Origin of the sequence: Parabacteroides sp. D25 (genome assembly GCF_000307475.1) — a bacterium.
Classification (GTDB): domain Bacteria; phylum Bacteroidota; class Bacteroidia; order Bacteroidales; family Tannerellaceae; genus Parabacteroides; species Parabacteroides distasonis.
On the sequence record NZ_JH976509.1, the window covers coordinates 32,712 to 59,205 of the forward strand.

General features: G+C 41.6%; 21 protein-coding genes and 2 pseudogenes. All 23 read left to right on the forward strand.

From position 1 onward, the window contains the following. The first annotated feature begins 19 nt into the window (after positions 1-19). Complete coding sequence (locus HMPREF0999_RS19600; RefSeq protein WP_009276722.1) at positions 20-1,204, forward strand: glycosyltransferase; 1,185 nt, start codon at positions 20-22, stop codon at positions 1,202-1,204. A gap of 56 nt (positions 1,205-1,260) precedes the next feature. Beyond that, positions 1,261-1,587, forward strand: a pseudogene (locus HMPREF0999_RS23185) (acyltransferase family protein); the annotation flags it as partial. Positions 1,588-1,642: 55 nt separating this feature from the next. Continuing rightward, positions 1,643-2,326: an acyltransferase family protein gene (locus HMPREF0999_RS23030; RefSeq protein WP_009276723.1), complete on the forward strand. Its 684-nt coding sequence runs from the start codon at positions 1,643-1,645 to the stop codon at positions 2,324-2,326. A gap of 200 nt (positions 2,327-2,526) precedes the next feature. After that, positions 2,527-3,408, forward strand: coding sequence for an acyltransferase family protein (locus HMPREF0999_RS19615; RefSeq protein ID WP_229055972.1), 882 nt, complete (start codon positions 2,527-2,529; stop codon positions 3,406-3,408). A gap of 11 nt (positions 3,409-3,419) precedes the next feature. Next, positions 3,420-5,171, forward strand: a complete 1,752-nt coding sequence (locus tag HMPREF0999_RS19620) for a thiamine pyrophosphate-binding protein (RefSeq protein ID WP_009276726.1) — start codon at positions 3,420-3,422, stop codon at positions 5,169-5,171. A 1-nt stretch (position 5,172) separates the two neighbouring features. Further along, positions 5,173-5,991 (forward strand): SDR family NAD(P)-dependent oxidoreductase, encoded by an 819-nt coding sequence (locus HMPREF0999_RS19625; RefSeq protein WP_009276727.1) that lies wholly within the window; start codon positions 5,173-5,175, stop codon positions 5,989-5,991. After that, positions 5,981-7,189 (forward strand): glycosyltransferase, encoded by a 1,209-nt coding sequence (locus HMPREF0999_RS19630; protein WP_232306325.1) that lies wholly within the window; start codon positions 5,981-5,983, stop codon positions 7,187-7,189. Before HMPREF0999_RS19625 ends, HMPREF0999_RS19630 begins: the two co-directional genes overlap by 11 nt. Then, a complete protein-coding gene (locus HMPREF0999_RS19635) occupies positions 7,149-8,246 on the forward strand; it encodes a polysaccharide pyruvyl transferase family protein (protein WP_009276729.1) in 1,098 nt (365 codons plus the stop codon). Before HMPREF0999_RS19630 ends, HMPREF0999_RS19635 begins: the two co-directional genes overlap by 41 nt. Then, on the forward strand, positions 8,243-9,418 hold the full coding sequence (locus tag HMPREF0999_RS19640; protein WP_007844552.1) for a glycosyltransferase: 1,176 nt from the start codon (positions 8,243-8,245) through the stop codon (positions 9,416-9,418). Before HMPREF0999_RS19635 ends, HMPREF0999_RS19640 begins: the two co-directional genes overlap by 4 nt. Continuing rightward, a complete protein-coding gene (locus HMPREF0999_RS19645; RefSeq protein WP_009276730.1) occupies positions 9,391-10,674 on the forward strand; it encodes a glycosyltransferase family 4 protein in 1,284 nt (427 codons plus the stop codon). The genes HMPREF0999_RS19640 and HMPREF0999_RS19645 overlap by 28 nt, the downstream gene beginning before the upstream one ends. 249 nt (positions 10,675-10,923) lie before the next feature. Beyond that, positions 10,924-11,865 (forward strand): O-antigen ligase family protein, encoded by a 942-nt coding sequence (locus tag HMPREF0999_RS19650; RefSeq protein ID WP_229094966.1) that lies wholly within the window; start codon positions 10,924-10,926, stop codon positions 11,863-11,865. Further along, a complete protein-coding gene (locus HMPREF0999_RS19655) occupies positions 11,858-12,964 on the forward strand; it encodes a glycosyltransferase (protein WP_007844555.1) in 1,107 nt (368 codons plus the stop codon). The genes HMPREF0999_RS19650 and HMPREF0999_RS19655 overlap by 8 nt, the downstream gene beginning before the upstream one ends. A gap of 5 nt (positions 12,965-12,969) precedes the next feature. Further along, positions 12,970-14,034, forward strand: coding sequence for a hypothetical protein (locus HMPREF0999_RS19660; RefSeq protein WP_007844556.1), 1,065 nt, complete (start codon positions 12,970-12,972; stop codon positions 14,032-14,034). Between the two features lie 37 nt (positions 14,035-14,071). Beyond that, complete coding sequence (locus HMPREF0999_RS19665) at positions 14,072-15,229, forward strand: glycosyltransferase (protein ID WP_009276732.1); 1,158 nt, start codon at positions 14,072-14,074, stop codon at positions 15,227-15,229. Positions 15,230-15,335: 106 nt separating this feature from the next. Further along, positions 15,336-16,319: an acyltransferase family protein gene (locus HMPREF0999_RS19675; RefSeq protein WP_255349032.1), complete on the forward strand. Its 984-nt coding sequence runs from the start codon at positions 15,336-15,338 to the stop codon at positions 16,317-16,319. Positions 16,320-16,326: 7 nt separating this feature from the next. After that, positions 16,327-16,878, forward strand: a complete 552-nt coding sequence (locus HMPREF0999_RS19680; protein WP_009276735.1) for a WcaF family extracellular polysaccharide biosynthesis acetyltransferase — start codon at positions 16,327-16,329, stop codon at positions 16,876-16,878. A gap of 3 nt (positions 16,879-16,881) precedes the next feature. Continuing rightward, entirely contained in the window at positions 16,882-17,097 is a 216-nt protein-coding gene (locus tag HMPREF0999_RS19685; RefSeq protein ID WP_007844562.1) for a hypothetical protein, read from the forward strand. A gap of 434 nt (positions 17,098-17,531) precedes the next feature. Further along, positions 17,532-19,205, forward strand: a complete 1,674-nt coding sequence (locus tag HMPREF0999_RS19690) for a hypothetical protein (protein WP_225549667.1) — start codon at positions 17,532-17,534, stop codon at positions 19,203-19,205. A gap of 338 nt (positions 19,206-19,543) precedes the next feature. Further along, entirely contained in the window at positions 19,544-20,314 is a 771-nt protein-coding gene (locus tag HMPREF0999_RS19695) for a glycosyltransferase family 2 protein (protein ID WP_007844565.1), read from the forward strand. Beyond that, the gene (gmd, locus tag HMPREF0999_RS19700) at positions 20,311-21,399 is read left to right on the forward strand and encodes a GDP-mannose 4,6-dehydratase (protein WP_007844567.1); all 1,089 of its coding nucleotides are present in this window, start codon (positions 20,311-20,313) and stop codon (positions 21,397-21,399) included. Before HMPREF0999_RS19695 ends, gmd begins: the two co-directional genes overlap by 4 nt. Continuing rightward, positions 21,396-22,340 carry a GDP-L-fucose synthase family protein gene (locus HMPREF0999_RS19705; RefSeq protein ID WP_009276736.1) on the forward strand — a complete coding sequence of 315 codons (945 nt, stop codon included), beginning with the start codon at positions 21,396-21,398 and terminating at the stop codon, positions 22,338-22,340. Before gmd ends, HMPREF0999_RS19705 begins: the two co-directional genes overlap by 4 nt. Positions 22,341-22,358: 18 nt before the next feature. After that, positions 22,359-23,707 (forward strand): annotated as a pseudogene (locus tag HMPREF0999_RS19710) (sugar phosphate nucleotidyltransferase). 324 nt (positions 23,708-24,031) lie between these two features. Continuing rightward, positions 24,032-26,305: a Helicase associated domain protein gene (locus tag HMPREF0999_RS19720; RefSeq protein WP_009276738.1), complete on the forward strand. Its 2,274-nt coding sequence runs from the start codon at positions 24,032-24,034 to the stop codon at positions 26,303-26,305. Positions 26,306-26,494 lie beyond the last annotated feature (189 nt).

Genomic DNA, 26,494 nt, shown 5'->3' on the forward strand with positions numbered 1-26,494 from the left:
CAAATAAAAGCAAACATATATGAATATACTATACCAAACTTGTGGGAAATTAAACTCGACAAGTGGAGGGACAGAGCGCACCACTATCACTATGGCAGAAGCACTGGCTCAACTTTACGGAGTTCGATGCTTCTCTATCTATGAACGGATTGCCGACACCCCAAAGGAAAATTGCATCGTAGCCGAATTCCAATGGTCGGCGCAGCGTGATGCCGAAATTAACAAAAAGGCACTTAGAAAAATAATCGTGGAGAATGATATTGATTTCGTCATCATACAGGGAGCCTTCATTCATGTTTCACGTTTTAAGACTGCCGCAGAAGGGACAAAGTGCAAGATAATATTCGCCCATCATTTTGAGCCAAGATGGGAACTTGTGTTTGGACATTTCGGCAGTTTGATTCATTATCGCCCCAAATCCGTCATAGACTTTATGCGATGGATGAAATGGATTGTCACTTATCCACGCACAGCGATGAACCGAGAAAAAGTACTTTCGGCTCAATACCGTGCGGCTTATGAATGTGCTCACAGGGTAGTGCTGCTTAGTAAAGGCTTTATTAAACCGTACAGTGAATTTGCCAAACTTCAAGATACTTCGAAATTCACTATTATCCCTAATGGACTTTCTTTTAATTTATCCGCACACTATGAGGATTTGACCAAGCATAAGGTGGTACTAATAGTTTCTCGTCTTGACGAAACACAGAAAAGACTATCATTGGCATTACGCATTTGGAAGAAGGTCAAGCAAAATCCTGTGGCAGATGGTTGGGTGATGAAGATTGTAGGTCATGGTGGGGACTACGAGCTATGTGAGAATATAATCAAGAATGAGGATATTCCGGCTGTTACCCTTGAAGGGAGGCAGGATCCGATACCTTACTATAAGGAAGCTTCAATCTTCATGATGACTTCGCGGAGCGAAGCGTGGGGATTGACGCTCACCGAGGCGCAGCAGATGGGCGTGGTGCCAATAGCTTTCGACACCTACGCCTCGTTGCGGGACATAATCACCGATGGCGTGGATGGCGAGATAATAGCCGAAGGCGATGTTGATGGATATGTGCGCTGTGTGTTAAACTTGATGCAGGATGATGTCACACGGCAACGTATGGCAAGGCAAGCTATTGCATCATCGCAACGTTTTTCGCAGGAAAAGATTGCAGGGATGTGGAAGGCACTCTTTGACAATTTAGGATGATGAAAATAAATTATTTCACATGGAAAATTCGCAGAAGAATAGCAGATTAGACCCTAATGTGTGTGGAGCAAAAAGTATGCCAAAATATCGCAAATTCAAAGAAAAGACTTGAGTATGTCGATTTAATGAAAGGGATATGTATCACACTGGTGGTAGCAACCCACTGTGGAGTATGTATTCCACACTATTTGCCTTTAGGATTTGAAATAAACATGGCACTCATAAACATAAGGATGTCGCTGTATTTTTTCTTGTCAGGAATTTTTTTTAAAGAATATATGAGTTTCAGCGATTTCGTTGTTCGTAAGGTAAATAAGCTGATTGTCCCGTATGTGTTTTTTGCAATTTTCCCATACGCATTGCTGTTTGTGATTTGGCCCGAAACGATTCCACAAAACACTCAAGGCATATATTCCGTTACGCCTTGTTATAGAACCTATGAATGGCACGCTGTGGTTTTTAAGAGCGTTGTTCCTAACCTATCTGTTGTATTACGCATTTCATCTAATTTCGCATTCATGGCCAGAAGTGGTGAAATTGATGGTTACGCTGGCAGTCGCATTACTCGCATATATGGGAACAGAAGCTGGGAACAAGCATTTGGAAAACAATACATTGAATCAATGGATATGGCTGTTGAACATACCGATGGCATTTATGGCTTTGCCATATTTCTATGTGGCTGAGTTCCTTCGTAACCACAACATCCTATCGATGAAATTCCCGATATGGAAAACCATTGTTGGAGTAGTATTATTTTTGGCGATATGCTTATTAACGGCTCAGCCCGAAGTGAGCTTCAAAGAATTGCAGCTCCCTAATCTGCCTCTTATATACATTGCATCGTTGAGCGGAATAATGGTAATATGGCTTCTTGCAGTGGCTGTTAATAAGCTACTATTTGTGTCCTATTGTGGCCGATATTCACTAATTATTCTTGGAACACAAAGTTTCTTCTTTGGTGTGGTAAAACAGTATTCCAACAGCGTATGGGTTATGTTTTTAGTGACCATGGCATTGGCACCGGTTACTATATGGATATTCAAAAAATATTTCCCATACTTTACAGCCCAGAAAGACTTATTCCCAGTCGGCGACAAGGTATTGAAGAGAAAAGAATAAAATTGTATTATGCTAGACAAGAACTCGATATCAAAAGCCATTGACAACCTGCGACTTCCGATGGCTATTATGGTGGTAGCAATCCATTGTTACTTCTTTAACTCGTTAAATATCAACGCATTACCAAGCAAATGGGGGGGGTATTTGTTGAGTGGATTATAAATATTTGTTCGATAGTACTGACCGATTGTGCGGTGCCCATGTTTTTTGTTATAAGCGGCTATCTGTTTTTCTTGCGTCAGGATGACGGGTTTACGTGGGCGCAGTATAAGGCCAAGATGCTGAGAAAATGCAAGATACTGTTATTGCCATTTTTCATTTGGAACATCTTGGGAGCGTTATCCTATCCAAGTCGCTTTATTGATGCCACGTTGACTGAAAAATTATTGGGATTTTGGAGTCAGAGGATGGAATGGGGAAGCTGGGCAGGACCTTGGGACGGGCCATTGTGGTTTTTGCGTGACTTGTTCGTTGTGATGCTTTTCAGCCCTTTCATTTACTGGATAATAAAGCGAATCGGAATTTGGTTCATAGTCGTAATGTTGGTTTGGCTATCTTTCATTGACAATGAGTCTTTGTGCCCAGGACTCTCAGGCACAGCCTTGTTGTGGTTCAGTCTGGGCAGTTACCTGTCGATCAAGAAGCCTACCTCGTTCGGGAAAATACCCATGAACATTGTGGTGGTTCTTGCTGCTGTTTTCTTCGTATGCAGGTTGTTGGTAATGGGGAATGTCATCGATGGAATTTGGGGGGATATCCTCAACATAACATGGATTCTTACATCAATGGCATTTTACTTTAGACTGGCTTACCTCATGGCAGAGCGTAACGTTCGAGTCAGCGAAACATTAAAGAGATTGGGAGCTTCAAGTTTTGTGATATTTGCTATGCACAGCCTGATAAACGGTCGTATATCATCTGTTTTGCTTTTCATGGTAGGGAAACAGAATGTGGGCGACTTGCTTACCATAACATTCTATTTCGCTACCATAATTCTTACTGTGGCCACATGCTATTGCTTTCATTTGATAGTCAAAAGGAATAATGTAACTGCTCTCCTCTTTGAAGGAGGGAGAAAATGAGATAATTATATATGAATACGCATTACACGACAGACCGCAGCACCCAAATGGTATTGTCGGTTTTAAAAGCTTATGGGATAAAGAAAATTGTGGTTTCGCCGGGAACGACAAACATGGCATTCGTGGCCAGTGCGCAAAGCGACCCGTGTTTCGAAATGTATTCCTCGGTAGATGAGCGGTCGGCAGCTTATATAGCCTGCGGATTGTCGCAAGAGTCGGGTGAAGCTGTGGTGATATCGTGCACAGGTGCCACAGCTTCGAGGGATTATATGCCTGGACTGACCGAAGCATACTATCGGAAACTGCCCGTACTGGCCATAACCGGCTCGCATGGAGAGTATCTAATTGGGCACCTTCATCCGCAGGTGATAGACAGAAGCGTTACTCCCAACGACATTGTTCGTTACAGTGCCAATATCAAAGAAACAAAATGTCCGGATGATGAATGGCACAACAATGTGGAAATTAACAAAGCCGTTTCAGAACTTTTCAGGCATGGTGGCGGACCAGTCCATATAAATCTTGAAACGATGCACAGTGGTAATTTTGCTTGCGAGGAATTGCCTCCGTGCAGGGTCATCAAGCGTATTACTTCGGTTGCAAGCATACCCTCGATTCCGAATGGGAAGATAGCCATAGTCATTGGTTCGCACCGTCATTTTTCTCAAAAAGAGACCGATCTTATTGATAAATTTTGCAGTGAGTACAACGCCGTGGTATTTGCTGACCATACGAGCAATTATAATGGCAAATATTCCTTCAACTCGGCATTGCTTGGGTGCCAATTCCATTACAATTCATCCATATTCGATGTAGATCTCATAATCCATATCGGCGAAGTGAGCGCTGATGTGTATTCCTATTCAAAGTTGAAGAGTCCCCGCACTTGGCGCATTAGCGAAGACGGGGAGATGCGCGACCGTTTCAGAAATCTTGAGTATGTGTTCGAAATGTCGGTAGAGCAGTTCATGGAAGGCATTGCCAAAGGCAGCAGTGTAAACACATTATATAATGAATGTAGCCTTGAATATAAAACCATGTTTTCCCGGATACCTGAAATACCGTTCTCAAACATTTGGATAGCCAATACTCTCCATGACAAAATGCCAGAAGGTAGCCTACTGTATTTCAGTATTCTCAATAGCTTGAGGGCGTGGAACTTCTTTGACATACACAGTTCTATAACTACTTCGTGCAACGTGGGTGGTTTTGGTATTGATGGTCCCTTGTCAACGGCATTAGGTGCAGCTATTGCCTGTCCTGACAAAACCACATTTATAGTAACCGGCGATTTGGCTTTCTTCTACGACCTGAATGTGTTGGGGAACCGCCATATGGACAACAACATGAGAATTCTCCTCATAAACAACGGGTGTGGGACAGAGTTTCGCAATTATGACCACCCCGCATCTTATTGGGGGGAGGAAGCTAACCTTTACATGGCTGCCGGTGGACACTTCGGAAAGCAATCAAGGAAACTGGTGAAAGATTTTGTCGAGAACTTGGGTTTTGAGTATTTGTCGGCTTCGAGCAAAGAAGACTTCATGGAGGTATATCCCAAATGGATTGTAACCACATCTGACAAGCCAATTATGCTGGAAGTCTTTACAAACAGTGCCGACGAGAGCGTGGCACTCGATAGGTTTAGGAACATCGTGCCACCCCCTAAGGGACAGCAAATCAAAGAGCAAATTAAAATAACAGTAAAAGAGCTGGTAGGGAATGATATCCTTACACAAGTTAAGAAAATAATCAAAAAATAACATGTCACTGATTAAACGTATTCTGTGGTATTTCAAACCGTTAAAAACCACCGTAGCAAATATATCAATTACAGCCCCCTCTCGAAAACTTGCAGGTAAGCGAGTAATCGTCACAGGCGGTACACGCGGACTGGGATATTACATAGCCAAACGATTTGCTGCCGAGGGGGGGGAGGTATTAATCACAGGGCGAGATGAAACTAAGACTGCCATTGTGGCAAAGGAAATAGGTTGTAAATACTTGTGTCTGGATGTAACCCATCTTGAATCGTTTAAGGGCTTTTTTCCCATTGCAAGGAAGGAACTCGGTGGGCAAATAGACATCCTTGTCAACAATGCAGGGATAAGCCTTCATGAGGGTAATATGATGAATGTGACAGTAGAAGGGTTTTCCAGCCAAATTATGACTAACTTGACTGGACCGTACTTTCTCGCTCAGGAATTTCTGCGGCAGTATGAAAATCAGATTGAAAAGTCCAATGCTTCAATCATATTCATGGCCTCAGAGAAAGGGTTATTTCCCGACGAATTGCCATACGGGCTGACAAAGGCTGCGATTGTGAGTCTGACACAAGGAATGGCTCGCCGGTGGGTTACAAAAGGAATCCGAGTCAATGCCCTGGCTCCTGGAGTGACAGCAAGCGACATGACTGGATATAAAAGGGATAACCTATATTGCGAAAACAATTGCAGTAGAAGGGCATACCTGCCTGAGGAGGTAGCCGAAGTTGCGGTATTCCTTGCGTCGGACACTTCTCGCTGCATAACGGGGCAGGTACTTACCACGAATATGGGAAATCATTTGCGGTGTGACTGGTAACACAGAAATGAATATATTATTTGTTTTGCAACGATACCCCGGGTTTGGAGGCATCGAGTCGGTGACACGGATGCTTGCTGGGGAATTTATCGGACGGTTCGGCTACAGGGTCGCAGTTTTTTCCACATCCCGACAAGATAACTCCTCGCAGTTACTCGACGGCGACCTGTTTTATTACCAAACTTCCGACTTGAAAGGCGACGAGCTAAAGAAGGAATTTGATGCTTTGGTTCATGATTTCAGTCCAAACTTTATTATCTATCAAGACTCATACGTTCCCGAAGATTTTTTGCTGGAACATTTGCCGCAGGGCATAAAAATAATAGTGTGCGAGCATAACACACCCGATTGCCTCGAAACCGGGCTTGAGAGTGTGACGAAAAATCTATCCTGGGCCAATCCAATGAATATCATACGGAAACTGCGTTTGCCACGGCGTATGCGCAACCTCCACAAGGCAACCACCGAGCACCATAAAAAGATGCTGCACGTTGCCGACAGGTATTTAATCCTTTCAGATGGCTTCCGCCCGATACTTCGTGATTTTTTCCATATCGAAAGTCCCCAAATATCTACGATGCCTAATCCAATAGAAGTGCCAAGAGAACCGATCATTATCGAGAGCCGCCCAAACCAGGCATTGTATGTCGGGCGGCTGACAGACCAAAAGGGGATTAAGTACTTAATAGAAATATGGTCGAAAATTGAGCCGCATTGCAATTGGAAGCTTCTCGTGGTTGGAGATGGTGACAAACGACAGTATATGGAAAAAGAAATACGTTCCCGCCGCCTCAAGAATATAAGGCTTATAGGTTTTCAGCAACACACGTCAGGCTACTTTATGGAATCGTCGGCACACCTGATGACATCGATATATGAAGGTTTCGGCATAACCAATTTGGAGGCCGCCATACGTGGAACAATACCTTTTGCTTTCAACAGTTTTGCATCGGCAAAAGATATCATTGACGACGGACAAACCGGGTATCTTATAAAGCCTTTTGATGTGGATGCTTATGTTGAGACATTTCTGGCATTTACCAAGTTGCCACAGAGCAAGATGATTGCTATGCGGCGCAAGGCAATCGAGAGGGCGCAAGAATTTTCATTGCAACACATTGCCGATAAGTGGAATGAACTTTTTAACAAACTTAGACATGGAGAAAATAGGGATACTCACCTACCACAGGGCTTATAGCTACGGAGCTAAACTGCAAGCCTATGCATTGGCCACATATTTGACTTCTATAGGCTTCGAGGCCGAAGTCATTGACTACGGAAATATCGGGGAGGAGAAATTGCGCAAAATAGGCACAAAAAGCCTGAAAGATTTTATTGTAACAACATTATGCTATATTGCTTCGAGCATCGCTGAACCGCAAAGAATACGGCATTTTGACGAGTTCATGGACATCATACCTCACTCGCCCAAGCATTATGACAAGGCAAATATTGCAGAGGCCAACGATAAGTATGATTATTTTATTACAGGAAGTGACCAAGTATGGAACCCAAAATACAACGAAGGCGACCTGACCTACTTGCTTGATTTCGTAAAGGATAATAAAAAGATATTTTCATACGCCGCAAGTTTCGGTGTGTCACAACTTCCCGATGATATACTCCAAGTTTACAAACCTTTGCTCAAGAGGTTTAACAAAATTCTTATCCGCGAAGTTACTGGGAAAACTTTGTTGCATACACAATTAGGATTGGATTCACAAGTAGTACTCGATCCCACATTTTTGCTTTCCCGCAGCCAGTGGGAGAAGATGGCAAATTATCCGTTATCAAAACAACAGAAATATATACTGAGTTTTCAGATTATAAATAGAGACGTTCACTACGATGCCATGCTTGATTACTTGCACCGCAAGCTGGGATATGAGGTGATAGAACTGAAAGATTCGTTCCGCTACAAGCCATGGAAGTGGCCCATTTATGCCAAAGCTGGCCCGAAAGAGTTTTTAGGTTTGATAAAGAATGCCGAAATGGTGGTGACCAATTCTTTCCACGCAACAGTTTTTTCCATTCTTTTCCACAGATCGTTTTTTTGCTCACGGAATAGTTTTGGATTCAATTCCCGTATGGAAAACCTTACAGGTGGTCTTGGCTTGGCAGACAGAATGTTTGATTCTTCGACATTTCTCCACTCTATATCCGATACAGATGTGGTATATGAGAAAGTGGATGAAATACTCGAAGCAAAAATATCGGCAACTAAACAAATCATAGAAAAGACTTTTGCAAAATGAAAACCATTTGTTTCGTTTCCATGGGTGAATTGCTTGTCACCAAGGGGGGCATTCACCGGGTCACATACTGCTTGATGAATGAGCTGAAGAAACGCGGCTATCGCTGCATCTACTTGTTTTACCCAATAGATGAATCATGCTATTATACCGGCAATGTCGAAGACGAAGTACACAAGCTTTCTCCAGAGCAAGTGGAAAATTATCTTACCCAAGAGAAGGTGGATGTGGTGGTTAACCAACAAGCTATTTTTAGTACATCGTTCACGAAACTAGTATTAGGCTTTAATTTGCGTCGTTTCAAATATATATCAGTTTTTCACAATACTCCTGCTATTTACGAAAAGACATTAACATTTTCAAGACTTTGGTATAACTTCTTACATCAGCGTGGAGTCTCTGCTAAGATGTCGAATTGCGTGAGAATGATAGTTTACCCTTTATGGAAGCAGAGGGTTGTTAAAGGGGCAGGGAAGATGTATGCTGTCAACTACGATGCCAGTGACAAATGCGTGATGCTGTCGAGCAACGATTGGCCTACACTTGGCCGCTACCTTAAACATGACGTAAGTGAGAAATGTGTGACCATACATAATCCACTTACATTTGACACAATTGAGACAGCAGAATGTTTATGCCATAAGAAAAAAAATGTGTTGATTGTGTCAAGGCTTAACAATTTTGAGAAACGTCTTGACCGTGCACTCAAGATATGGAAGAAGATAGAGACCGGCGGCTTTGATGATTGGCATTTGTATATAGTCGGCTGGGGGCTTCAAGAAAAAATGCTCCACAACCTTGCTCGAAAATTAAAACTAAGAAATGTGCATTTTGAAGGACGGCAACCGTCGGAACCATATTACCATAATGCTTCTATCTTCATGATGACAAGTGCGGTGGAAGGCTGGGGACTGACACTGACCGAGTCAATGCAGACGGGTGTTGTACCGATAGCTTTTGACAGTTACCCGGCATTGCACGAGATTATCACCGACCGCTATGATGGTTGTATAATCCGCGACAACGATTTGGATGCATACGCTGTTTGCATGGAGGAACTGATGCGCAACCGCAAAGAGCGTGAGCGAATAGCTCGGAACGGTATTGAGAGTTGCAAGCGATTTGAAACTGATAAAATAATTGTACAATGGGTAAAATTGATAGAAAGTCTATAAAAGTGTTGTGGGTATCATTAGTCAAGTTCCCTCCGCTGTGCGAGCATTTGGGTGAAACTATTCCGGCACATTGCGGATGGATGTATTCCTCGGCCAAGGCATTGCTAAGGATGATGCCCGAAGTACGGCTTGGCGTGATGGTTTATTCTTACGGCAGGAGTTATGAACGGTATGAAATTGACGGTGTTACATACTACCTTATTCCTACGGGAAGGATAGACCGAACGTCGAAGAAACAAATCGAGACTTGCCGCAGGGCGATACGTGATTTTGCCCCAGACTTGATGCATATCCACGGCACGGAACATTCACTGGCCAAAGCTGCTTGCGTGGCCAATGAGAATGGTACGCGCATGGTGGCAAACATTCAGGGGCTTGCCGGGCCTTATATGCGTTATGCCGATGGTGGACTTTCGTTGTGGAACAAATGGACAAACATCACTCCGCTTGACTTCTATCGGGGTACATTTCTACTCAATGCAAAACGCAATTTCAAGCATCGAGCCGAATGTGAGAATTATGTCCTCACGTATATTACTGACATCGTGGGGCGTACTCAGTGGGATTGTGACCATGTGATGACCGTTAATCCTCGACTGCGTTATCACTTTATGAATGAAACATTGCGAGATTCGTTTTATGAAGTTCCCCGTTGGAATTATGCCCAGTGTAAAAAACATACGATTTTCGTGAGCAACAGCGGTTCGCCACTGAAAGGTGCACATCAGGTGCTGAAGGCATTGCCTATTATCTTGCGGCAATATCCCGACACGGTGGTCAATTTCTGCGGTAGCCGTGTTATGAGTAATAATCTGAAAGACATTCTTCGTTTCCAAGGCTACCACCTATATCTTCGTCGATTGGTAAAGCGATTACAATTGCAGGAGCATGTGCATTTCCTTGGGTCTCTTTCAGAAGCTCAGATGAAACAACAATTCCTTGACGCTAACGTGTATGTCATGCCCAGTGCCATTGAAAACTCGCCCAACTCGTTGTGCGAAGCGCAAATTCTTGGCACGCCGGTGGTGGCAAGCTACTGCGGCGGCATCCCCACGTTGCTCACCGACGGACTGACGGGCTACTTCTATCGCTATGAAGAATATGAACAGCTGGCACAAACGGTGATGAGGTTGTTTGGGCAAGAAAGTGACATCGGACTGTCGGCTGCCGAAATGGAAGTGGCCGGCAAGCGACACGATAGAGAAAAGAATGCCCTGCGGCTTGCGGAGATTTATAACGATATAATGCAGCATTAAACTATGTTTGAAAAGATAAGGCCATATCTCAATTTTAGGTATTTCCTGTATTTCTTCAGTTTCATCGCAGGCTGGCCGTGCGTATTCTACCTAATGGGGTGGTTGCCCCATTATACGGTGAACTACGTGTTGCTGTTTGTCATGGCAATGTCGTATGTCATAATAAGGAAATGTGGCCAATTTGACAAACCAATAAACGATCTGATCTTGATTCAGGTATTTGGGTGGATTTTCTTTTCATTAATCCATATGGATACTTCATATTATACAAGAATCATATTGCTGCTAACTACCTTTGCTATACTAAGGATTCAGCAAGATGAGGGTGGCTCATTGGATTTCTGCAAAACGTATGATGTATGGTTGGTGGTTCAAGCAATAAGCGGAACAATAGGGATTTTATTAGTACTCGGTGGATTATTGCAGCCTATTTTCAAATTTGTTGAGATGGATATGCGACCCGGGTATTTCTTTGGATTATTCACTACAAATACCTACTTTGGGGGACTTGTCCGTAATGCCGGATTTTATGATGAGCCGGGAGCCTTGGCGTTTTGGGGAATCTATGCATTGATAATTAATAAGATGTTTGTAAAAAACACAAAAATAGAGATACTTTTAATTGTCGGTTTGATATCAACCATGTCTGTGGCATATTTCATACAGTTGGCGATATATTTATTAGTGTTTTACCGCAAGCAATCTTGGAAACTGATAATGATTGCGGCTGTGATTCTCATAACGCTAAAGTTCATAACATCCTATAATGAAGCTATGGACAGTGCTTTTTGGGGCAGGTTTCAGTATGACGAATCCACAGGTACGATTTCGGGAGATAATAGAAGCGTCTTGATGGAACGATGCTGGCGCATCTTCTGTGACTATCCCATATTAGGCATGGGAGCAAGAAATCTGGTGTCACCCGAAGTTGCTTCGAAATATGGTTTTGTCGGGGCTAACTTTTTTTTCAATTGGGCTGCAGACGGGATCGTGGGGGCGATTATTACTTACTTGCCTCTGATATACTTGTTCCATTTAGGCAGGTATGATAAAAAGTTGTATGGCATAGGATTGTTGATGCTGTTAGGTTTCTTGCAACGACCTTATGACAGCACCCAATTACTGTACCCTATGATGACTTATACAATCGTATATCAAGCTTATTACTCAATCTTTTATAGAAATGAATAATCTCGTTTTTTGGGCGCATTCGTATTGTCGCTCAACCCTTAAGTTTTATTCTGAATTAGCTAAAGCTCTTTCAAGGAATTGCTTCATATACACATGGATTGAAAACTTAGATTTGAGATCGGCTACCGGATTTAGCAATTCTGAGTTTTCGGATTTGAAAATTGTGCATATAGGAAATGATATTGATTTAGCAGAAAAAACATTGGCCAATCATATTGATGATTACAATATATTTTGCGCATATCAAACATGCCCTGTCTATCAGCATTTAATGAATATTTTAATCAGAAAGAAGACCCGGTATGGAATGTTTTCCGAAGCTCCGTGTAATATGGACGAATATCCGAAAAGATTTTTCAAGGAGCTTTATTTAAGATGCTTTTTACCTGTAAAATTAAAAAATATTATATCCAATGCTGATTTTATCTTGAACGCTTCCGGATATTATGAAAAGGGATTGTTCAACCTCGGATGGAAACCAGAACAGATAATTTCATGTGGGTACTACCCGCCTCGAATTCCCGGCAGCAAGCTAATGGAACGAACTGAAAACAATTGGCATAACTTTACAATTCTTCTGTCGGGACTACACCAATGGCACAGGTCTCCTTGGATATTACTGGAAGCATTAGACATATTGAAAAAAAAAGGCTTCATGCCCAAGTGCTATATCACGCAGTCTGGACCATACCTCGGTAAAGTGCAAGATTATGCGAAGAAACGGCAACTGTCAAATGTGGAGTTCCTTGGTTTTGTAGATATTTCCAAATTGATAGATTTGTATGAGTCATGTTCGGTTTATGTGGGTTGCGGAAATTATGAGCCATGGGGAATGAGGTTGAACGACTGCCTACAGTGTGGCGCACCATTAATTGTCAATCGAGGCATGGGAGGAGTTAAGATGGTCGATGAGTATAATTGTGGACTCAGCTTCAACCGTGGCGATTATATAGGCTTGGCAAATGCAATGGAAAGACTGATGACTGACAAAGCATTGTATTTGCAAATTGCAAAGAATGCCATATATGCAGCTGAAGAAATTAGGCCGGAAAAGGCTACAGTAAAATATGCCGCTAAAATAAAGAAATTCATTCAATAAAGATTATGAGATATTTCATTACAAACGTACTTCCCCATCATTTATCAGGAAAGTATAAGATTTCTTATGCAGCCGCCAACTTTAGCTGGGCGCTAATACACAGTTCTGTCTTTGATGAAGTTTTTTCTATTGCGCCCCTTAACGTTTCAGGAGCTATAGATGATGTTGACATGCCAGAGCTTGTTTACTCTGATTGGAGAAAGAGAGGAAAAATCCTTCAAAAGCTCGCACCCATAAAAGAGAGCTTTCTGATTTTTAGAAAAATCAAACGCAATAGTAATGTCTGGTTTTATAACATAAGTATTCTGAACATTGTTTTATTTTTCCTGTGCAAATGGTTCAAACCTTCAGCACATTGCAATGTGATAATATTGGATATTTATATTCCGAAAAGAAAGTTGTCGCTTGAGGCTTTATTCCTTTGGGCAATAAATCATGCAAACTCAACAATTAAGTTGTCGGATTCACCTCTTTTTACTTGCAAAAAAACAGAATGCCTGCCGGGTGTCGTACCTTTTAATGCCCCCCTATTCCCAATAATAGAAAGTGTGAAGGCCGAATTTTTACTTTCGGGACTATTACGCGAAGACATTTCCCAGATTTCGTTGATTATCAGAGTTTTTTCCAAAATAAAAAATGCTACATTATATATAACAGGATTTTCTGAAAAAGAAGAGGAGATGAAACTGGAATGTAGCAAATATCCCAATATTCATTACTATGGTGAATTATCTTTCAATAGGTATATGGATTTACTCCATAAGGTCTCATTTCTGTTAAGCACAAGAGATCCAAAAGAAAAAGGCAATCAATGCAATTTCCCCTCAAAAATAATTGAAGGGATTCTGCATAACCGCATAATAATTTCGACAATAAAATACAAGCAATTGGCTGGCTTAAAATATTTTTTCGTTTCATCTGATGAAGATGAATTGAAAAATCAAATTGAGGGAATCATTAGAATGGATTCCGTTGGACTTATCCGGTATGCCAACCAATCAAACTATGCCAAATCAATGTTCAATCCCAATAGATGGGGTGAAATAATGAATTCATTGGAAAAGGTTTGACATAATAACTTTATTTTCCATTTCAAAGATCATAACAATGAAAGTATTACAAACCATTGCTGGTTTTGGGGCCTTGTATGGTGGCATAGCCACCTGTACGTATGATTTGATTTCGGCGATGCACGACATTGGTTTTCCGCTCGACTTGCTGACTTTGGAAGTAAAGAATTCAGCTGACAAGTTGATGGGAAAAGGAGAAGACTGGATTAAGGCGTTACCCAACGATGCGGTCACACCCTACGAGTATTCAAAGAGGATTGCCCAATATCTAAAGAGTCATGATTACGACCTGTACCACACCAACGGCCTGTGGATGTATTGCAACCACGTAACCTGCTCTGTGGCTCGGCATCGCCGCAAGCCATATATCATCACCCCCCACGGGATGCTTTATCCCGATGCGCTCCATCGCTCATATTGGAAAAAATGGCCGTTGATACAGCTTTGCTTCCGCAACGACATTGGCTGCGCCGACTGTATGCACGTCACATGCAAAGCCGAGATGGAACATGTGCGCAACTTCGGTTACCGAAACCCCATCGCCATCATTCCTAACCCTGCCAACCTGCCCGATTATTTAGACGAAGTGGCGACAGCGAAACCGCCCTTTCTGGGGTACGACTTGCCAAGAAAATTTGGTTTCCTTGGTAGGTTGCACCCCATAAAGAAGGTTGAGAACCTTCTTTATGGGGTAGCGAAGTTGCCATCGCCGCAAGATTGCGAACTCGTGATTATGGGCAAGGGAGATGACGCATACGAGCAATTCCTGCGCAGCGAAGTGGCTCGACTCGGGCTGAAAAATGTGAAATTCAGCGGTTTCGTATCGGGACGCGAGAAATTTGAGCAACTGGCACAGCTCTCGTGCCTGTTCGTGCCGAGCGACTTCGAGAATTTCGGCATGATAGTCACCGAAGCATTGTCGGTGGGCACGCCGGTCATGGCCAGCCTTGGCACACCTTGGGAGGAATTGAACACGGTGGGTTGCGGCTGGTGGACTGACCGCTCGCCCGAAAACATTGCCACCGTCATGCATCAAGTCCTTGAAATGCCAATGGAGGATCTTCTCACAATGGGCGAAAAAGGACGCGAGCTTGTGCACCGGAAATACACTGCGCCACAAGTGGCCCGGCAAATGCAGCAATTGTATGAATGGTTGACGGGCAACGGCAGCCAACCTGTTTTTATTCACGTTTAATCGTAACTTCTAATGGAAATACTTACAAAAAGACTTGCATATATAGATGCAATGCGTGGATTCACCATGATTCTTGTAGTTTTCAGTCACGTTCAATATTTTGGTTATGGTGAATTTATCCAATCGGTGTATAATTTTTGTGGGGGGGGGTAGTTGCTTGATATACAGGGATTTAATCACGCTATTCTTCATGCCTCTATTTTTTTTCATAAGTGGATTCGTCCTTTACAAACCCGATGTAGAATGGAATGGTATTATGAGCTTCAAATTCATTGCTAAAAAAGCTTTACAACTGCTTGTACCTACGTTGGTTTTCATTTCACTATATATCTTTGTGTATAATTCACCTCTGAACTTGCTTTGTCGGTCGGGACGCTTGGGCTATTGGTTCACCATTGCGTTATTTGAGTATTATTTGCTTTATACATTATTCCGATGGATATGTTACAGGTTGCATCGCCACGAAGGTACTGACTGGCTACTATTGTCAGGCTCGGCAATATTATATTTCGCAGTTACACAGTCTGTCTTAAACCGATTGGGCGTAAACAATGAAACAATCAGTTTGTTGGGGTTAGATCAGCTTAGGTTTTTCTTTTATTTTGCTATTGGGTCGTTAGTTAGGAAGCATTTTTCGTGGTTCAAAGAACTTTTAGAGAATGGTAAAATAATCACATTGTTGATAATAGCATTTTTCTCATTATTCTTAATCGTGCACCGCAGTGGTTTCACATTCGGTAATGCTATGATGTACCATCTTTACAATTTCATTGGTGGACTAATGGCACTTTTTATAGTGCTCATTTTTTTCTACAAATATCAATATGTTTTCGAGAACACATGTAAAATGGGTAAATGGCTTCAATACATCGGTCGCAACACACTGGCTATATATATGTTGCATTACTTTTTCTTGCCACGAAATTTACAATTCATCGGCAACTTTTTTATGCAGCACTCCAATCCAACTTTGGAACTATTTATCACAATGGGTATAGCTATTCTCGTCATCATCATTTCGTTGATAACCAATGCTATGATATGCACAAGCCCTTTTTTAGCCCATTATCTTTTGGGCGTTAAAAAATAGATGATTTATGAAATCGGTTTCTATCAAAGACTACGACAATTCGTGGTATCGCCCTGGCGGGGCGGTGAAGAGGTTGTTATGGTATTTCGTCAATGTGCTGTTTTTTCTCAATCCATTCAATCCGTTCTCGGGTATAAAGGTGCGGCTGCTAAGGTTGTTCGGGGCACAGGTCGGAGTGGGGGTGAACATTAAGCCCAACGTGAACATCAAGTATCCTTGGCTCCTCGAAATCGGAGATTACTCTTGGATTGGAGAAAATGTATGGATAGACAATTTAGTTCAAGTGACCATCGGGACCAATGTCTGCATAAGTCAGGGAGCAATGCTTCTATGTGGAAATCACAATTACAAACTTCCAACATTTGACCTGATTGTCAAACCTATAATTATCGAGAACGGAGCATGGGTAGGTGCTAAGTCTACTGTATGTCCGGGCGTGACCCTCCACACCCACGCCGTGCTGGGTGTGGGTTCTGTAGCAAATCATGATTTAGATGCTTATAGTATCTATCAAGGTAATCCTGCTATTAAAATAAGGAAGCGTGTAATGGAGGCTTGATTTATGAAGGAAGGATTATTTTTGCTTGGTGCTTTCTTGATTACCTTTTTCATGGGGTTCTTTATTTGCTTAGGAGCATTCCCCTATATAATCTCTTATTTTACCGAAAGAGTAAGAATGGCTTATGAAAAAGCAGAAGACAAAGAAGTGTTTAGGTGGTGCGTGGCTTTCATTGTAGCCTTTTCTACAGCAATAATAATATGTTTGATTAAGAAGTAACCTAAAGTTACTTAGTCGTTCTTTGACATCTTATGGATTTCATGGATTTCAGTTTCAGTAATAGTACATATACTGCACTATTGGCTCTTTTTGCGGCTATCTTTGGTGTTGGGTACCCATTAATCATACAAGCCATCGGTGAAATTGACAAGAAATATGACAGTACGCTCCTCCTAAAGTGTTTTGAAGAGGAACCCGACTTCAAACGTTTCAATAAAAGGGTTCTAACTTGCATTTTCTTCTCTATAACAACTCCATTCATATTGTTTCTATCTAATGGAGTGCCATATATTCAGATATTCATCTTGGCTATTGCCTCCATTGCGATGCTTTCACTTTTAATGTCTTCGATAGGATTGTATAAATTATTTCTAAGTTACTATTATCCAAGCCGATTGTTTGATATACTTATTTCAAAACCGGATGGTCGGTATATGGAGATTTTAGATATTGCCATTTATGCGGTCAAGAAAGATAATATCGGTCTATATAACGCTTGCATGCAACATTTATATGACTCTATTAGCTTGTTAAGTTCCGATAAACCTCAAATTAATCAGATTACGGAAATAACGAAAAGAATATTAAACTATTCCTCATCTAAAGATGCTCCCAACATGTTGAAGTCGGATACAGTAGGTATAAACTTTTACTTTTCCCTGCCCACACTAAACTACAGATTGATGTGGATTACTTTACAGAGGCACATCAACAATGACAATTTTGACTGGGTAATGAATTATTGGGAATATGCAGACCAGTATTATTCTTTCAAGCTAATACATGATAATGATAAACCACAAGTGCGCAATGGTCTAATAGATAATAAGCGTGAAAAATTCAAGGAATTTCATATTGCATTAGGAGCATTTCTGCTGTATAGTGGCAAAGACGGATGGCTAAAACAACTCATGCGTTTTACCAATCAACTCCCTCCAAAATATGAATTGACACTTTGCTCGTTTACTGAAATATTTGACTGGTTGATACACTTTGACAACTTGTTGCAAGATGCATCCAACCAATTTATCTTGGAAGTTGAATATCCTTTCACCAAACATGGCGGTGTTCAAGCTGACTACATTGCATATGGTGCCATTGTAAAGTATTTGGCTTATTCCATGCTCTTCTTGGATGAAATAGACTATAATGTTAGGTATATGGATCCCATGACAGCTCCTTTACCATGCACATCTAATGATGAAGAAAATGGGATAAAAATAATACCTGCCAATAAGAGATACATTCGGTTAGCAATACAACTGAAAAAATCAATCAATGAAATTAAAACAATAGTACAAAGACCACTAGATGTTGAGAGCCGTGTATTAAAGGCACTAGATGACTTTATTAAAGAATGTAATGATGCAATAAAAAAGAAAGAATGGTCTGAAGAAAAAGAGAATTTAATTAAAGACCAACTCACATTTGAATTTAATAGACAGGTAAACTCTCTTATCCAAAAAAAGGATTCATCACTCAGCTATGGAATAGAAGAGAAAAAAACGGCCAAAAGCAAAGTAAGAATTGATTCTAATGATATTTATGAAGGAGATTATAGATACTCAATCAATTTGGAGGTAGTGATAATCTCATCACTCATAAGAAATATTCAAATCGCTTACAATCACCTTTTCTTGTTGAACCATACTTCTTTAAACTATACAATAAGGTATGCTGACATAGAACCTGCCTTAAAGAAACTTTGCTTGTCCGAACAGTATACAGTCATCGGTTTTGGAGTAGAAATACCCCAGTCCATTGCTCAAAAAATTCCAGCTAATGTAAAGAATATAGTGGCTCATAATTCTGAAATCCTGATTCTTAATAGAGGAATGTTGCCATATATATCCTTTATCAGAGATAATACGAATGAACTGACACCTTTAGACGACAAAGGAAGTTTTCTTTACACAAATTTAGACAAGCTCAAAGAGGGAAGTCCTTCAAGTGATGAGAATTCGAATTTAGAAGTGATGGTAAACTATAAGCTAATCGTTCCATCAGAAATCATAAAGTACATACGCATAAGGGTATTCTGGGATATAACAAACAAAACTTTTGATTTAGATAAAATCGTTAATGCTGATAACTATTTGAAACGATAAAGATACCAGTGATAACTGCCACTTTCAACAGTGGCAAGACGGTGCGAAGAAAAAGATTCTTCTGTTCGTATTTTGATTGATCTCCGTATCAGCAATGGTCTCATTTATAACTCCTGTCGTAGCAAGAAATCGAGCAAATGAATGTGTGGATTCCTTCGTAATTGCTGCCTATAGTCCATTCATCAAAGCTGACGACATATTTGGGGCAGTTTCATGTATTCTATTATTAAGTATGATTTATAAATTGTGGTAAATATACCGACATTGTTAGTTATACTTAACAATATAGAAGAGAGAACGCATAGAAGCCCAAAACATAACATTACATTATAACTTACATGAAAGTATCAGTTATTACCGCTACATGGAATAGCGGTAAAACGCTTCGCACGACCTTGGATAGTGTACTCAACCAAAGTTATCCCGATATAGAGCATATTATCGTGGACGGGGGAAGTACAGACAATACGATGGAAATAATCCGGGAGTATGAACCTCGTTATAATGGGCGATTGCGGTATATAAGCGAACCGGACAAAGGTCTTTATGATGCTATGAACAAGGGAATCCGGATGGCTACGGGGGAGGTGGTTGGTATCTTGAATTCGGATGATTTTTATACTTCATCGGATGTAGTGGAAAAATTAGAGAAAGAGCTTGCTACCAACCGGGTGGATGCAGTATATGGAGATATTCATTTCGTGGATGGCAATGACCTGGGTAAATGTGTCCGCTATTATTCGTCAAGACTTTTCAACCGTAGCTGGATGCGACTTGGCTTTATGCCCGCACACCCAAGTTTCTACTGCCGCAAAATTATATATGATAAATATGGTGGCTTTGATTTGTCATACAAGATTGCTTCCGATTTTGAATGTCTTTTACGGTTTATTTTCGTACATAAAATACAGACAACATATATCCCAATGGATTTTGTAACCATGCGTACAGGAGGAACTTCCACCAGCGGCTTTGCCAGCCATAAACAAATTATATCCGATCATCAAAAAGCATTCAAACGTAATGGCATATACAGTAATGTCTTTTTGGAATCATTGAGGTATATTTATAAAATTCATGAAGTATTACTAACAAAAATAACAAGATGAAAACAGCTTTAATCACCGGAATTACCGGGCAAGACGGTTCGTTTCTTGCAGAATTTTTATTGGACAAAGGATATGATGTTCATGGTATCATCCGTCGTTCATCAGTTGATTATCGGGAACGTATTGCTCATTTAGAGGGGAAACCTCATTTTCACTTGCACTATGCGGATATGGGGGACTCTATGTCTTTAGTGAAATTAGTGGGCAAGGTACAACCTACCGAGATTTATAATTTGGCTGCTCAAAGCCATGTGCAGGTATCGTTTGATGCACCTGAATTTACAGCTGATGTGGACGCTGTAGGAGTGCTTCGCATATTGGAGGCGGTTCGTACCAATCATCTGGAGAAAACCTGTAAGATTTATCAGGCTTCAACTTCCGAACTTTATGGCAAGGTAGAAGAAGTTCCTCAAAATGAAAATACACCGTTTCATCCTTACAGCCCTTATGCCGTAGCCAAACTCTACGGCTATTGGATTGTGAAAGAGTACCGCGAGGCTTATAATATGTTCTGTTGTTCGGGCATCCTGTTCAACCACGAATCGGAACGTCGGGGCGAGACCTTTGTAACGCGCAAGATTACGTTGGCTACTGCCCGTATTGCTCAAGGAAAGCAGGATTGTCTGTATCTGGGTAATCTGGATTCCTTACGTGATTGGGGATATGCCAAGGATTATGTGGAATGCATGTGGCTGATTCTGCAACAGGACAAACCGCAGGATTTCGTCATTGCAACAGGTGTACAGCACACTGTTCGCGAATTTGCTACATTGGCATTCCACTATGCCGGCATTGAACTGCGTTGGGAGGGTGAAGGTATAGATGAGAAAGGTATTGATGCAAAGACCGGAAAGGTACTGGTAGCTGTCAGTGAGGATTTCTATCGTCCTACGGATGTTGTCAACCTATGGGGTGATCCTACGAAAGCTAAGAATGAATTGGGATGGAATCCGCAATCCACCTCCTTTGAAGAGTTGGTGAAAATTATGGTGTCTCATGATATGCAAAAAGTGGCTGCGGAACATGTGGCCAACGTAATGCGTACCAACTTGGCCGAATATCTGGAGAAAGGAATCGTGAAATGATGGATAAGAACGCAAAAATCTATGTGGCAGGACACCGGGGAATGGTGGGATCTGCCATTGTCCGTGAACTGCAACGGCAGGGGTATACGAATATTATCACCCGTACTCATGCAGAATTGGATTTGACACGGCAGGAAGCTGTTGAAAAGTTTTTTGCGGAAGAAAAACCGGAATATGTCTTTTTGGCTGCTGCCAAAGTGGGTGGTATCATTGCCAACCAATCTGCATTGGCTGATTTCATGTATGACAACATGATACTGGAGATGAACGTGATTCACGCAGCCTGGAAGAACGGCTGTAAAAAATTGGAGTTCTTAGGTTCTTCATGTATTTACCCACGTTTGGCCCCTCAGCCTATGCCTGAATCTTGTTTGCTAACATCAGAATTGGAGAAAACGAATGAAGCGTATGCCTTGGCCAAAATATCAGGTCTGAAATATTGTGAGTTTTTGAATCGGCAGTATGGTACGGATTTCATTAGTGTGATGCCAACAAATCTGTATGGACCCAATGATAATTATCATCCTGAACATAGTCATGTACTTCCTGCTTTGATCCGCCGTTTCCATGAGGCGAAAGAAGCGGGTCTGGATGAAGTGACTTGCTGGGGTGACGGCAGCCCGCTCCGGGAGTTTCTCTATGTTGACGATCTGGCCAACCTATGTGTATTCCTGATGAATAACTACTCGGGGAATGAGACGGTAAATGCAGGAACCGGCAAAGAATTGACCATTAAAGCCCTTACAGAACTGGTGGCTAAGGTTGTAGGATTTACAGGCGAAATCAAGTGGGATACCTCACGTCCGAACGGAACACCCCGAAAGCTTTTGGATGTATCGAAAGCAACGGCTTTGGGGTGGTCTTACCAAACTGAATTGGAAGATGGTATCCGATTGGCTTATGATGATTTCCTGCATAATCCCATGCGTGCAGAAAGGTAACGATTTAAAACATTATTTATGCAAATTCTTTTATTATCCGGAGGCTCTGGGAAACGTCTTTGGCCTCTATCAAATAACAGTCGTTCCAAACAGTTTATAAAATTACTCAATTCTCCCGATGGTCAAAAAGAGTCGATGGTACAACGGGTTATTCGTCAATTGGGAGAATCCGATTTAAAAGGTCATGTAACCGTGGCTACCAGCTTGTCTCAGGCTGATGTTATTTACAATCAGCTGGGTGAATACATCGATGTAGTGGTGGAGCCAGAAAGACGTGATACATTTCCAGCCATTGCCTTGGCAGCTTCATATCTGAAATATGAGAAATCATGTGCCGATGAAGAAGTAGTTGTTGTTATGCCTTGTGACCCTTTTACGGAAGCAGGATATTTCAAAGTTATTGAGCAGATGGTGCATGCGGTGGATGACAATGTAGCCGAGCTGGTTCTTATGGGGATTACTCCAGCCTATCCATCTGTTAAATATGGATATGTAGTGCCTGATGAATCGAAACTGAAAGGTGGAATCTTTTCGGTCAAACGGTTTACGGAAAAACCGAATGTAGCTACAGCGGAATATCTTATAAAAGAAAATGCATTTTGGAACGGTGGCGTATTTGCTTTTAAGTTGGGATATATGATGAATATTGTGGAGCAATATATCCGGGCTGTTTCTTTTTCGGAAATCCGTAACAGATATAGTGAATTCCCCAAAATCAGTTTCGATTATGAGGTGGCAGAAAAGGCCAAATTGGTAGCAGTAGTTCCTTTCTCTGGCAAATGGAAAGATTTAGGGACTTGGAATACACTTACAGATGAGTTGGAAGACCATGTAATAGGTAATGTTATCACAGATGGAGAGGCAGAAAATACACATATCATTAATGAATTGGATCTTCCGATTATGTGTATAGGAACCAAAGATTTGGTGATTGCAGCATCGAATGACGGTATTTTAATTTCCGAAAAGAGCAAGAGCGAGAACATAAAAAAATATGCAGACCGGCTACAGTGTTGTCCAATGTATGAGGAAAGACATTGGGGAGAATACAAGATTATTCATAATGTTCAATATTCAGATGGCTTTCAGTCGTTGACGAAGCAATTGATTATAAAGGCAGGAAAAAGTCTCACATATCAAAAGCTCATCATCTACGGAAAGAGGTATGGACGGTTGTTGACGGAGAGGGACTGTTGGCTATAGAAGGAAAAATTACCCCAGTTAAACGGGGAGATACTGTTTGTATCCTTCAAGATATGCGCCACGGTCTAAAAGCCATAAATGACTTGACCCTGATAGAAACGCAAACCGGAAGCGATCTTCTTGAAGATGATGTGGAATTGTTTGATTGGAATTGGCAAAAGTAGATACAAAGTTTGGCTAGAACTTTCAGATAATCAAATCCGATTAAATATTTTACACAAAATTCAGTATTATAAAAGGCAAGGGCTTTTGTGATTCTTCCATTGATTATGAAAATCGAGTTTATGGGAGAATCAAAATTTATATTGCATTCCAAAAATGCAAATGTTCAGTGGACAGTATCAAAATATTCCGGTGTTAATCCATTAAGAATTTATCTTATGCTATTTCGTATGGGAATGAAGAAAGAACAAGAAGTGTTGGAACAAACTGCGTCTTGTACATCACTTTTTGTTCTTTTGATATCTTGAAAACATTGATTGTATAACATGGTTTCTTCGTTATCGGTTTATTATCGAAAACTTGCTTATCACGTAATAGAATCGGACGGCTTCCTATGGGTCGGATTCAAGCCGGGAATGGTACATTTTATTGCTAAAGAGGTTTGGAATATTCGCCCCTTGACCCGAACGGATGTTGAGAGATATTATGAGGAGTTTACAGTATTAACCCAAGGTAAAGGGAGTCTTTATTTTCGGATTGTAGCTCATGGTGGATTTCTGAAAGAGGCGTTGGCTTATGAGTTGCATGGTTTGACTGTTTCTGACGACAACTACCTCAGAAGCCTTAATTCCGGCAGACATGTAGAACTTTACCCGCATAACGAGAAAGCTTATCGTGCTATTATAAAAGGCTTTGAACAGCATCGTATCGGTACCGTTGTGCAAGCGACCGGGACGGGAAAGTCATATCTGCTGGCTCGTTATATATCAGACCATGCCACAGAACGAATTTGCGTATTTGCTCCAAATGTCACAATCCTGGAGGAGATCAAAAAAGCGGTAGGCTTTACCTCTCCTTATATCTGCTATCGAACGTTTCAGTCATTGATATATTATCGAAAAAATGATAAACAACTCAAAGCAGATCATATTTTGATTGATGAGTTTCATCATTTCGGTGCAGAAATATGGGGGGCTGCTTTGCAGGAGGTAATTGAATCCAATCCGCAGGCCTATATATTAGGAACATCGGCGACTCCTATTCGCCCGGAGGGAATGATTGATACGGTGGATCTTTATTTCGAGGGAAATCTGTTTTATGAACTTACCTTACCTCAGGCTTGGTATTACCGTATTTTACCAGTCCCAATCCTGGTACAAAGTGCCTATGGATTAGACGGTGAACTGAATCGTTTACAAAAGCGATTGGATCGAAGCGGATGTTCAATTCGACGAAAAGAACAAGTCCAAAAGAAACTGGATGTGGCTCGCGTTGATTTTAAAGGGGCGTTAGGAGCTCCTGAGGTAATCCGAAAGTTCTTGCCCAAAGATGTATGTAAACTGCTGGTTTTTTGCCGTGATCTTACCGATCTGAAACAGATGGTTCCTGAGGTGTGTGGCTGGCTGACACAAGCCGGACGGGTAATCATACCATTTGAGATCCATCACACTCAAAGCGAACGGACTAATAATCAAATACTAAAGGCTTTCCAAAAAGAATCTGGGAAATTGCATGTATTGTTCTCTGTCAATATGCTGATAGAAGGACTGCATGTGGAGGGCATAGATGCCGTCTTGTTTCTACGGCGGACAGAATCCTATATTGTTACCCTGCAACAGCTGGGCCGTTGCTTGGATGCCGGAAGCGGGAAACAGCCTGTCGTATTGGATTTTGTGAACAACCTATCGGGCAAATCTGTATATGACATGATGGCCTTGCACATGGAACGCCTTGCCTGTCAGCCTTCACCCAAGGGATTTGAAGGGGTGACCTCTTTTCTGACCACAGGTTTCCTATCAGACATACGGCTTCGTATTGAGGAGATATTGACAGAGTTGGAACCTTGGCAGATCATGTATGAGAGGCTTATTGAGTTCCGTAAGAAAGAAAATGACTGGCCTTCGGTTACAGAGGGGAAGCTGGGCTTGTGGTGCAATACGCAGCGCATGGCTTACAAACGGGGCAGACTCTCGGAGGAGCGTTACAAACTGCTGGAGTCTGTCGGCTTTGAATGGAACCTGCTGGATTCAAACTGGATGAAGGAATTCCAATCATTGAAAGTCTTCTTTGCGACTCAAGGTCGCTGGCCCAAACGGGAGGATGGTGCCTTGGCTACCTGGTGTTATACTCAACGGGAAAGACGTAAGAAAGGACGTTTGAGCAAAGAACGCATTCGTGTGTTGGATGAGATCGGATTTGTGTGGAGTCAGGACTTGAACGGTGAATGGATGAAAAATTATGAAGCGTTGAAAATCTTTCTCGACAAACAGCAGCGCTTTCCCAAATCAGCCGAAGGCTATTTGGGCGAGTGGTGCAGTACACAGCGGAAAATGCGCAAGCAAGGGAAACTTTCCCCTAATCGTCAAACACTATTAGATCGAATAGGATTTGTCTGGTCGGTGGAGCAGGTCTGGCGAAGCTACTTGGAACAGTTGCACCAGTTTCATGTCCAAAATGGACGGTGGCCTGGATGTCGTGAAGGGGCGTTGGGGCGTTGGTGTACGGTTCAAAGACGGAATTATCGAAGAGGAAGCTTGTCGGATCAAAAAATCGCCCAATTGGAACAAATAGGATTTATACCCTTGAAAGGAGACAAGTAATACAGAAGAAATGGAAATACTCTCATTTCATACGAAACAATAGAGTTTCCGCAGCCTTATTATCGCAGTTCAAAGTACACTATGATTTTAGAATACAATATACCCAATCGTTTTCGTACTAATAGGCATATTACCGTTTATACAAGCCACCCTTAAATTTCGGATAGAAGGACTGGTTGCTTTCCACAT